The 6339-nt window shown below is 66.7% G+C and carries 5 protein-coding genes; 2 read left to right on the plus strand and 3 right to left on the minus strand.

Going from position 1 to position 6339, the window contains the following annotated elements; translation table 11 throughout:
- Positions 1-40 precede the first annotated feature (40 nt).
- Complete coding sequence (locus VGE49_RS06895; protein WP_331033824.1) at positions 41-1261, plus strand: NADP-dependent isocitrate dehydrogenase; 1221 nt, start codon at positions 41-43, stop codon at positions 1259-1261.
- 212 nt (positions 1262-1473) lie between these two features.
- Complete coding sequence (locus VGE49_RS06900) at positions 1474-2034, plus strand: DUF2939 domain-containing protein (RefSeq protein WP_331033825.1); 561 nt, start codon at positions 1474-1476, stop codon at positions 2032-2034.
- 99 nt (positions 2035-2133) lie between these two features.
- Here the strand turns inward: VGE49_RS06900 and alaS are convergent, their stop codons facing one another.
- From alaS to VGE49_RS06915, 3 genes are all read right to left on the minus strand, one after another.
- A complete protein-coding gene (gene alaS / locus VGE49_RS06905; protein ID WP_331033826.1) occupies positions 2134-4779 on the minus strand; it encodes an alanine--tRNA ligase in 2646 nt (881 codons plus the stop codon).
- Between the two features lie 132 nt (positions 4780-4911).
- Positions 4912-5394: a ribonuclease E activity regulator RraA gene (gene rraA, locus VGE49_RS06910; protein WP_331033827.1), complete on the minus strand. Its 483-nt coding sequence runs from the start codon at positions 5392-5394 to the stop codon at positions 4912-4914.
- A gap of 357 nt (positions 5395-5751) precedes the next feature.
- On the minus strand, positions 5752-6339 hold a 588-nt coding region (locus VGE49_RS06915; RefSeq protein ID WP_473964838.1), incomplete at its 5' end, for a recombinase RecA family protein.

Here is a 6339-nt window from a genome sequence, read left to right on the forward strand (position 1 = left end):
GCACGATATTCCTTCCCTGATTAAGAGACAGAGGCAGAGCATGGCCAAGATCAAGGTCGCCAACCCCATCGTGGACATCGACGGCGACGAAATGACCCGGATCATCTGGCAGATGATCAAGGACAAGCTGGTCTTCCCCTATCTGGACCTGGACCTCGACTACTACGATCTCGGCATGGAAAACCGCGACGCCACCGACGACCAGGTGACGATCGACGCGGCCAAGGCCATCCAGAAGCACGGCGTCGGCGTGAAGTGCGCCACCATCACTCCGGACGAAGCCCGGGTGAAGGAATTCGGCCTGAAGAAGATGTGGAAGTCGCCGAACGGCACCATCCGCAACATCCTTGGCGGCGTGGTCTTCCGCGAGCCGATCATCTGCTCAAACGTGCCGCGCCTGGTTCCCGGCTGGACCCAGCCGATCGTCGTCGGTCGTCATGCCTTTGGCGACCAGTACAAGGCCACGGACTTCCTGGTCCCCGGCCCCGGCAAGCTGACGATCAAGTTCCAGGGCGAAGACGGCCAGGTCATCGAGCACGAAGTGTTCGACTTCCCCTCGGCGGGCATCGCCATGGGCATGTACAACCTCGACGACTCGATCACCGAGTTCGCCCGCGCCAGCTTCTCGTTCGGCCTGCAGCGCAACTTCCCGGTCTATCTGTCGACCAAGAACACCATCCTGAAAGCCTACGACGGCCGCTTCAAGGACATCTTCCAGAAGGTGTTCGACGAGGAATTCGCGGCCGACTTCAAGGCCAAGGGCCTGACCTATGAGCACCGCCTGATCGACGACATGGTGGCCGCGGCCATCAAGTGGTCGGGCGGCTTCGTCTGGGCGTGCAAGAACTACGACGGCGACGTGCAGTCGGACGTCGTGGCCCAGGGCTTCGGCTCGCTGGGCCTGATGACTTCGGTGCTGATGACGCCGGACGGCAAGGTGCTGGAATCGGAAGCCGCCCACGGCACCGTGACGCGCCACTACCGCCAGCATCAGAAGGGCGAGGCCACCTCGACCAACTCGATCGCCTCGATCTACGCCTGGACGCGCGGCTTCTCGCACCGCGCCAAGCTGGACGACAACGCCGAGCTGGCCGAGTTCGCCGCCACCCTGGAACGCGTCGTGGTCGAGACCGTCGAGTCGGGCTTCATGACCAAGGACCTGGCCCTGCTGGTCGGCGACCAGCAGTCGTGGCTGACCACCGAGGGGTTCCTGGACAAGGTGTCCGAGAACCTGCGCAAGGCCCTGCCGAATATTGGTTAGTAGCGCTATCGCGCTTCGCGCTGGTTGAGCGCGAGGTCGTGAACATCAAGGCCCGTCGGAGAAATCCGGCGGGCCTTTTCTATTTTCCGCCAAGGGTTAACGACGCCCTTGAGCCCCCCCTCGAACCATGCCCTTAATGTCCATGGGGGTTTTCGAGGTCGTGTGCGTCACATGTCGCTTACCCGTCGCGTTCGTAAGGCAGGGGAGGGCCGATGAACCAGAAACTGATCATTCGACTGGGGGGCGCCGCCGTGGCGGCGTTCGTTCTGGCCTATGCCGCATCGCCCCTGCTGGCGGCGCGGTCGCTGGTGCAGGCGGCCAAGACCGGCGATGAGCAGGCGCTGGAGCGCCAGGTCGATTTTCCCGCCTTCCGCGCCAGCCTGAAGGACGAGTTGAGCGCCCGCATGGTGTCAGAGATGCGTAAGGACGACCGTCTGGGCGGCCTGTCGGGCCTGGGCATGATGCTGGCCCCGACACTGGTCTCGGGCGCGGTGGACGCCTTCGTCACGCCTGAGGCCATCTCGGCCATGGTGCAGGAGGGCCAGGCGCCCAAGCCCGATCTGGCCAAGGTCGAACCGGAGGTTGGGCCCCCGTCGGCCAGCAAGCGCGAGAGCCAGAAGGTGCGCCAGTCCTGGGGCTACCGCGACCTCGACACCTTCGCCGTCACCCTGAGCCGCGACGACCAGCCGGACGAGCAGGTCTCCCTGCTGATGAAGCGCCGCAACCTGTTCGGCTGGAAGCTGGCGGGGATTGATCTGAGCCAGCCGGAGTAAAAAATCTCCGCGGGGATGAGCGGATTGTTGATGATCAGACGAAGAAAAAGGGCGGCGCATCCGATGCGCCGCCCTTTCCTGTTTCAGCTTTGAAGGGGTCTAGCCCTTCAGCGCGGCCCGGATGGCCTCCAGACCGGCTTCGGCCTTCGACCCGTCCGGGGCGCCGCCCTGGGCGAAGTCGGGCTTGCCGCCGGCGCCCTTGCCGCCCATGGCGATGACGGCGTCGCGGGCCAGGTCGGCCGCGTTCACCTTGCCCGCCATGTCCGGCGTCGCGGCGACGGTGATGGCCGCCTTGCCGTCGGTGACGCCGACCAGGGCGACGACGCCCGAGCCGATCTGCTTCTTGAAGTCCTCGGCCACGCCGCGCAGGCCCTTGCCGTCGACGCCGTCCAGGACGCGGGCGATCAGGGTGACGCCGTTGATCGTCTCGGGGGCCGCATTGGCGCCCGAACCGCCGCCCAGGGCCAGCTGCTTCTTCAGGTCGGCGACCTGCTTCTCCAGCGCCTTGCGCTCGGCGCTCAGGGCCTCGACGCGGGCCGGAACGTCGGCGGTCTGGATCTTGAAGCTCTGGGCCAGCTGGCGGGCGACATTGGCCTGATCCAGCAGGAAGCGGCGGGCCGCGTCGCCGGTCAGGGCCTCGATGCGGCGGACGCCGGCGGCGACGCCGCCTTCCGACACGATCTTGAACAGGGCGATATCGCCGGTGCGGGCCACGTGGGTGCCGCCGCACAGTTCGACCGAATAGGCGCCGTCGCCAGCGAGGGCGTGGCCCAGGGTCAGGACACGGACCTCGTCGCCGTATTTCTCGCCGAACAGGGCGACCGCGCCGGCCTCGATGGCGGCCTCGGGGTGCATCAGTTCGGTGGTGGTCGGCAGGTTCTGGCGGATGACGGCGTTCACCTCGTCCTCGAGACGGGCGATCTCCTCGTCCGTCAGGGGGGCGTTGTGGCTGAAGTCGAAGCGCATGCGCTCGGCGTCGACCATCTGGCCCTTCTGGGCGACGTGCGGGCCGAGCACGTTCTTCAGCGCCGCGTGCAGCAGGTGGGCGGCTGAGTGGTTGGCGCGGGTCGTCGGGCGCGAGCCCGGCTCGACCACAGCCGCCACCGTCGCGCCGACCGTCAGGGCCGCGCCCTGGGCCACCTGAACCGTATGAACGAAGAGGTCAGCGTGCTTCTTGGTGTCCAGCACGCGGCCTTCGCCGTTGGTCCAGACGAAGCCGCCCTTGTCGCCGGCCTGACCGCCGCCCTCGCCGTAGAAGGGCGTCTGGTTCAGCACCACCTCGACCACGTCGCCGGCCTCGGCGGCGTCCACGGCGGCGCCGTCCTTGAGGATGGCGACGACCTGGCCTTCGCCGGTTTCCGACTCATAGCCGGTGAACTGGGTCACGCCGTGCTGGTCGCGCAGGGCCAGCCAGGCGCCGGCCGAGGCCGTCTGGCCCGAGCCGGTCCAGTGTTCGCGCGAGCGGGCGCGCTGTTCTTCCATCGCGGATTCGAAGCCGGCGACGTTGACCGAGAAGCCGCGACGGCGGGCCTCGTCCTGGGTCAGGTCCAGCGGGAAGCCGTAGGTGTCATAGAGGGTGAAGGCCGTCTGGCCGTCCAGCATGTCGCCAGCCTTGAAGTCGGTCGTGGCCTGGTCGAACAGGTTCATGCCGCGGCCCAGGGTGGTGCGGAAGCGGATCTCTTCCTGCTTCAGCGTGTCCTCGATGAAGGCCTGGGCGCGGCCCAGTTCGGGATAGGCCTCGCCCATCTCCTGGACCAGGGTCGGCACCAGACGGTGCATCAGCGGGTCGGCGGCGCCCAGCAGGTGGGCGTGTCGCATGGCGCGGCGCATGATGCGGCGCAGGACATAGCCCCGGCCCTCGTTCGACGGCGTCACGCCGTCGGCGATCAGGAAGGCGGTCGAGCGCAGGTGGTCGGCGATGACGCGGTGGCTGGGGGCGCGTTCGCCCTCGGCCTTGGTCGAGGTCAGTTCTTCCGAGGCGTTGATCAGGCTCCTGAACAGGTCGACTTCATAGTTGGAGTGAACGCCCTGCAGCACGGCGGCGATGCGCTCCAGACCCATGCCGGTGTCGACGCTGGGCTTGGGAAGGTCGCGAACGATCTGATCGTTCTCCTTCTCGTATTGCATGAAGACGTTGTTCCAGATCTCCACGAAGCGGTCGCCGTCCTCGTCCGGCGAACCGGGAGGGCCGCCGAAGATGTGGTCGCCGTGGTCGTAGAAGATCTCGGTGCAGGGGCCGCACGGGCCGCTGTCGCCCATGGCCCAGAAGTTGTCGTTGGTCGGGATGCGGATGATCTTCTCGTCCGCGAAGCCCGTGACCTTCTTCCAGATGTCGAAGGCTTCGTCGTCAGTGTGATAGACCGTGACCAGCAGGCGCTTGGGATCGAGGCCGAACTCCTTGGTCAGCAGCCCCCAGGCGCTCTCGATGGCGTGCTCCTTGAAGTAGTCGCCGAACGAGAAATTGCCCAGCATTTCAAAGAAGGTGTGGTGGCGCGCGGTATAGCCGACGTTGTCCAGATCGTTGTGCTTGCCGCCGGCGCGGACGCATTTCTGCGAGCTGGCAGCGCGCTTGTAGGGCGGGACGGCCGCGCCGGTGAAATAGTCCTTGAACGGCACCATGCCCGCGTTGACGAACAGCAGGGTCGGGTCGTTCTGCGGCACCAGCGGAGCCGACTGCACCTTCTCGTGACCGTCGGCCGCAAAGTAGTCGAGGAAGGTGGAGCGGATCTGTTTCAGGCTGGTCATGGCGTATCGCTCTAAGGAATTCGGGCGCGCGGGGAGAATGTCGGAACGCGCCTCATATAGGGATTTTGCGTCGAGCGCATCACTGGCGCGTGATCGCGCGGCTCGGGGCGGGCTTTTCCGGTCGGTCGGGCTCTAATCGTGCAGACGGCGGGGCGAGACGATGACCCCGTCGGCGTCGGCGTAGAGCCAGTCGCCGGGGGTGAAGATGACGCCGCCGAAGGCGGTGGGGATGTCGATCTCGCCGATGGCGTCGCGGTCGGCGCGCAGGGGGGTGGTCCCCACGGCCTTGACGCCGACCGGCATGGTGTCGAGGACGCCGCTGTCGCGCACGGCGCCGTGGACGACGATCCCGGCCCAGCCGTTGTCGATGGCCAGCTTCGCCAGATTGTCGCCCACGAGCGCCCGCTTCAGCGAGCCGCCGCCGTTGACCACCAGAACCGCGCCCTGACCCGGCCGTTCCAGCGCCTGGCGGACCAGGGCGTTGTCGTCCAGCACGCTGAGGGTGCGGATCGGTCCGTGGAAGGCGGCGACCCGGCCGAAGCTGCGGAACGGGGTCTGGCAGACCTTCACCACGCCGGGATGGGCGTCGCAGAGGTCGGCGGTGGCGAGGGTCATGGCAGGCTCCGTTCTTCGCGGCCAAGTTTGCCCGGCGGGGCGGGGCGAGAAAAGAGCGGTTCGTTTCTACATCCGCTCATCCCCGCGGAGGCGGGGACCCAGTGCTTTGGCAGCAAGCACTGGCGGCCAGTGATAGCGCATGAGGCTCTTACGGGGTCCCCGCCTCCGCGGGAATGAGCGGAAACCGTAGGCGCTCAGACAAAGGAAACCCGCTCGATGAAGATCGGGCGGCCATGTCCCCAACAAAAAGAGGCCCGCCCGAGGTGCTCGGGCGGGCCGGCTCCGTCCGACCGACCCCGCGGGGTCGGTAGGCGGGTCGCGGGGACGACGGACGGAAGCTCTGGCGGAGCGGCTGGATCAGCCCTCCAGATCTTGGCCTTCGTCGGGCTCGGGCGCGCCCAGCATGTCGTCGGCGATCTTGGCTGTGGACTGGCGCACGGCCTTCTCGATGGCGGCGGCCATGTCGGGGTTGTTCTTCAAGAATTCTGGGGCGTTCTCGCGGCCCTGACCGATGCGGGTGGAGTCGTAGGAGAACCAGGAGCCCGACTTCTCGATGATGTTGGCCTTGACCCCCAGGTCGATGATCTCGCCGATCTTGGAGATGCCCTCGCCGTACATGATGTCGAAGATGACCTCGCGGAACGGCGGGGCGACCTTGTTCTTGACCACCTTGACGCGGGTGGTGTTGCCGACGACCTCGTCGCGGTTCTTGATCGCGCCGGTGCGGCGGATGTCGAGGCGGACCGAGGCGTAGAATTTCAGCGCGTTGCCGCCCGTCGTCGTTTCCGGCGAGCCGTACATGACGCCGATCTTGTGACGGATCTGGTTGATGAAGAGGACGATGCACTTCGACTTGGAGATCGAGGCGGTCAGCTTGCGCAGGGCCTGGCTCATCAGGCGGGCCTGCAGGCCGGGCAGGCTGTCGCCCATCTCGCCTTCGATTTC

This window comes from Brevundimonas sp. (assembly GCF_036405315.1).
In the GTDB taxonomy this organism is placed as follows: domain Bacteria; phylum Pseudomonadota; class Alphaproteobacteria; order Caulobacterales; family Caulobacteraceae; genus Brevundimonas.